General features: G+C 71.7%; 3 protein-coding genes and 1 pseudogene. 3 read left to right on the top strand and 1 reads right to left on the bottom strand.

Annotated features, from left to right (window positions below):
• Window positions 1–82 precede the first annotated feature (82 nt).
• Genes ABT085_RS44275 through ABT085_RS44265 form a run of 3 tightly spaced genes read left to right on the top strand, consistent with a single transcriptional unit; the run spans window position 83 to window position 3,760 of the window.
• Entirely contained in the window at window positions 83–943 is an 861-nt protein-coding gene (locus ABT085_RS44275; RefSeq protein WP_351622281.1) for an amidohydrolase family protein, read from the top strand.
• A gap of 13 nt (window positions 944–956) precedes the next feature.
• Complete coding sequence (locus ABT085_RS44270) at window positions 957–2,666, top strand: thiamine pyrophosphate-dependent enzyme (RefSeq protein ID WP_351622278.1); 1,710 nt, start codon at window positions 957–959, stop codon at window positions 2,664–2,666.
• Window positions 2,667–2,686: 20 nt separating this feature from the next.
• Window positions 2,687–3,760 carry an Ldh family oxidoreductase gene (locus ABT085_RS44265; RefSeq protein WP_351622275.1) on the top strand — a complete coding sequence of 358 codons (1,074 nt, stop codon included), beginning with the start codon at window positions 2,687–2,689 and terminating at the stop codon, window positions 3,758–3,760.
• A 610-nt stretch (window positions 3,761–4,370) separates the two neighbouring features.
• Here ABT085_RS44265 and ABT085_RS44260 read toward each other — a convergent pair.
• Window positions 4,371–4,466 (bottom strand): annotated as a pseudogene (locus tag ABT085_RS44260) (NAD-dependent deacetylase); the annotation flags it as partial.

The following is a 4,466-nucleotide window of genomic DNA, read 5'->3' as shown; positions in this document are numbered from 1 at the left end:
GCTCCGCAAGGCCTCACGGCCCGCCTAGCGTTCCCTCAGCAACGCCCCACCCCCCGCTCTGCGAAGAGAAAGAAGTAGCGGCATGTTCGTTGTCGACACCCAGATCCACATCTGGAAGGAAGAGACCCCGGACCGCCCCTGGGTCCCCGGCGCCCGCGAGCGGATCCGTCTGAACGGCCACCGCGAGGACCCCTTCTCCTACGAGGAGGCCCTGGAGCTGATGGACGAGGCCGGCGTCAACCGCGCGCTGATCCTGCCGCCGTCCTGGGAGGGCGACCGCATCGACTACGCCCTGGAGGCCTGCGAGGCGCACCCCGACCGGTTCGGCATCATGGCCCGCATCCCGCAGAACAAGCCCGAGGAGGGCAAGGCGATGCTGGCGGACTTCGCGCAGAACCCGCATGTCAAGGGCACGCGCCTGACCTTCCACCGGCCGCAGGACCGCAACTGGATGATCGACGGCACCAACGACTGGTACTGGCCCATCGCCGCCGAGCTCGGCATCCCCACCATGGTCCACGCCCCGATCTGGAAGCGCGAGCTCGGCGAGATCGCCGCCCGGCACCCCGAGCTGAAGATCATCATCGACCACATGGGCATCATGGCCCGCTGCGTCGACGACGCGATCGGCTACTGGGTCCAGGAGACCGCCGACCTCGCCGCCCACCCCAACATCTACGTCAAGGTCTCGGCGCTGCCCGGCTACTCCACGCAGCCGTTCCCGAACCACAACATCCAGAAGTACGTGCGCGAGATGGTCGACAAGCTGGGCCCGCAGCGCTGCTTCTACGGCACCGACATCACCCGGCTGCTCGGCCACGGCATCACCTACACCGACACGATCGAACAGTTCACCAAGCACTGGGACTTCACGCCCGAGGAGCTTGAATGGATCATGGGCCGCGGAATCTCCGAGGTCCTGAACTGGCCGATCGAGGGCTGAGGACACACCAGAGATGACGGACAGCAACAACATGCCGGGCGTCGACGGCGGTGACGCCGTCGTCTCCGCCTTCAACGCCGTCGGCGCCGACTACCTCTTCTGCTCATCGGGGTCCGAGTGGGCCCCGGTGTGGGAGGCCCTGGCCCGCCGCCACCGCGACGCGGAGCCCGCACCGCGGTACCTCGACCTGACCCACGAGACCGTCGCCGTCGGCATGGCCACCGGCTACGGGCTGGTGGAGCGCCGCCCGCAGGGGGTGCTGCTGCACGCGGCCCCCGGCCTGCTCCAGGGCTCGATGGCCGTGCACGGCGCGCTGCTGGCCGGCGTGCCGATGGTGGTCGCCTCCTCCGAGTCCACCACCTACGGCGACGCCCCCGGCCACGACCCGGGCGGCCAGTGGTACCGCAACCTGTCGATCGTCGGCGGACCGCACGGCGTCGCCCGGCCGTTCACCAAGTGGTCCAACGAGGCCGCCAGCGTCCACACCCTGCCGACCATGATCAGCAGGGCGGCGGAACTGGCCTGGCGCGCCCCGGCCGGACCGGCCTATCTGAACATCCCGCTGGAGATCCTGCTGGAGGACTGGGACGGCCGCGAGGCCAAGCCCGTCGTCCCGCCGGGCTCCACCCACAGCTCGCCCGAAGAGGTCGACCAGGTCGCCCAGTTGATCCGTGAGGCGGGCAACCCGGTGATCGTCACGGAGACGGCAGGCCGCGAGGCGGGCGGCTTCGAGGCCCTGGTGGCCTTCGCGGAGGCCTGGAACATCCCGGTCGTCGAACCCGATTCGGCGGTCTGCGCCAACTTCCCGCGCACCCACCCGCTGCACGCGGGCAGCGACATCGGCCCCTGGATGGACACGGCGGACCTGATCCTCCTGGTCAACTGCCGGGCCCCCTTCTACCCGCCGTCCCGGCGCCCCGCCACGGCGCAGATCGTCGTCATCGACGAGGTACCCCAACGCCCGCACATCGCCTACCAGGTGCTGTTCGCCGACCGCTACCTCGAAGGCGACGTCGCCAACACCCTGCGCCAACTGGCCAAGCGGGCCAAGGACCTCGACGTGGCCGCCGTCACCGCGCGGCGCGCCGAGCAGGAGCACCGGCACGCCGACGAACAGGCCGCGATCGCCGCCGCCGAGGCCAGGGCCGAGCAGGACCAGGGCATCGACCCGGTGCTCGTCGCCGCCACCCTGCGCAGACTGCTGCACGCACAGGACGCGGTCGTCGTCGACGAGACCATCACCCACAGCCGCGTCGTCAGACGCCATCTGCGCACCGAGGACCCGGACTCGTACTTCTACGTACAGGGCGGGCTCGGCCAGGGCATCGCGGTCGCCCTCGGCGTCAAACTCGCCGTGCGGGAACGGCCGGTGGTGCTCACCGTCGGCGACGGCGCGTTCACCTACAACCCGGTGATCCAGTCGTACGACGCCGCCCGGGCCTACGACCTGCCGGTACTGATCGTGATCTTCAACAACCGGGTCTACAAGTCGATGAATCTCAACCACCGCCGCTTCTACCCCGAGGGCGCGGCCGCCGGGACCGGCGAATGGCTCGGCACCGATCTGCACCGGCTGCCCCGGCTCGCGCGGTTCGCCGAGCCGTTCGGGATGCACACCGAGACCGTCGACACCCCCGACGCGCTCACCCCCGCCCTGGAGCGCGCGCTCAAGGCGGTGGCGGACGGAACCACCGCCGTCGTCGACGTCCTCGTCACCCGCTGAACCAGGAGGCACCCGCCACCATGTCCGACACCCCGACCCCCCGGCCGGTGAAGACAGTCGTCCCCGCCGACGAACTGCGCGCCTTCGCCGCGGCCCTCCTCGAAAAGGGCGGCCTCGGCCCCGAACACGCCCGTACCACCGCCGACGTGGCGGTCTGGGCGGCGCTGCGCGGAGTCGAGTCCCACGGCATCGCCCGCGTCCCCGCCTACCTCGACCTGCTGGCCAAGGGCGTGGCCAACGCCGACGCGCGGATCAGGATCGAGGCCTCCACCCCGGCCGCCGCCGTCCTGGACGCCGACCGCGCCCCCGGCCCGGTGGCCCTCACCGCGGCCGCGGCGGAGGCGGTCGACCGGGCCAGGACCAACGGTGTGGCCGCCGTCGGCGTACGCGGCACCGTGCACACCGGGGCGATCGGCTACTACGTCTCGAAGATCGCCGAGCAGGGCCTGGTCGGGATCGGCTTCGTCGCCGGCATGCCGAACATGGGCTACACCGGCGTCAAGGGCGCCGCCGTGGCCACCAGCCCGCTCGCCGTCGCCGTACCCGCCGAGGACCACGCGCCACTGCTCCTGGACATGGCCACCGCCACCATCGCGCTCGGAAAGATCCGCCAGGCGAAGGCGAACGGCACCCCGCTGCCCGAGGGCGCCGCCGCCACCGCGGACGGCACCCCCACCACCGACCCCGAGCAGGCCGTCATGCCGCTGCCGCTGGGCGGCGCGAAGGGCTCGGGCATGTCCCTCGCCTTCGAACTGCTCACCAGCGTACTGGTCGGCGCGCCGATCTTCGCCGCCTTCCACTCGGACGACCCGGCCGGCCGCAGGCACCGCCAGAACGCGCTGCTCATCGCGCTCGACCCGGCGGCCTTCGGCGGCGCGGACGGCTTCACGGCAGCGGTCGACGACACCCTGAGCACCCTCAAGGGCCTGCCGGCGGCCGACGGCGCGGACGGCGTGTACTACCCCGGCGAGCGCAGCGCCGCGATGGCGGCGGACCGGGCCGCACAGGGGGTGCCGGTCGCGCCGAAGGTCTGGCGCGACCTCACCGAGCGCGCCGCGCAGTTGGGTGTCGCCCTCCCGGAGACCGTCGGATAGCCGGACCCGGGATGTGACGTTCCCGTCGGTGCACGGGCAACCGATCGGCGGACAGCGGTGGTCTGGACGAGTGGAGAGGCGCCCTCCCATCGTCCGAACGTCGTGTACATCGCGAGGAGTTGTTCATTCCATGACCGGGATCCACAAGTACGTGGCCGCTGCCGTGGTCGCCGCCGCGCTGATCAGCGGGCCCACGGTGGCGCGCGCCGTCTCGCCGGACCGTACGGCGTCCGTCACCGCAGAGCCGGTGGCGTGGAAGGCCGCCGCCACGCCCCGGATCGTCGCCCCGGGAGAGCATGTCGTCGTGCCCGGCACCGCCGAGTTCTGGCTGACGGCCGAGGGCAAGCACTGGACGACGGTCGACGACCCGGACCCGCAGTTCCGCAGCGTGGTCGACGGGAACATCGACCTCGACCGGCCGGGTGTGTCGATGCAGACGGAAGGGGCCGGCACCCACTACCTCTTCTCCGGTCTCTACTACGGCGGCAAGGGCACCGCCTCGCGCGTCACGGTGCACACCACCGCCGGGGTCGCGCACGGCAAGCTCCTGGAACTGCCGGGCAAGCCGGGCTGGGGCGTCTGGTACGCCACCATCAACCTGTCGGCGGTCGGCGACCCCCGCGAGCCCGGCGGCGGGCTGGACCTGGAGGCTGGTGCCGACGGCGATGAACACCTGGCAGGCCTTGGTGATGGCGAGCGCGTCACC

Origin of the sequence: Streptomyces sp. NPDC002265 (assembly GCF_040296125.1) — a bacterium.
In the GTDB taxonomy this organism is placed as follows: Bacteria; Actinomycetota; Actinomycetes; order Streptomycetales; family Streptomycetaceae; genus Streptomyces.
This window is presented reverse-complemented; position numbering and strand designations above follow the sequence as displayed.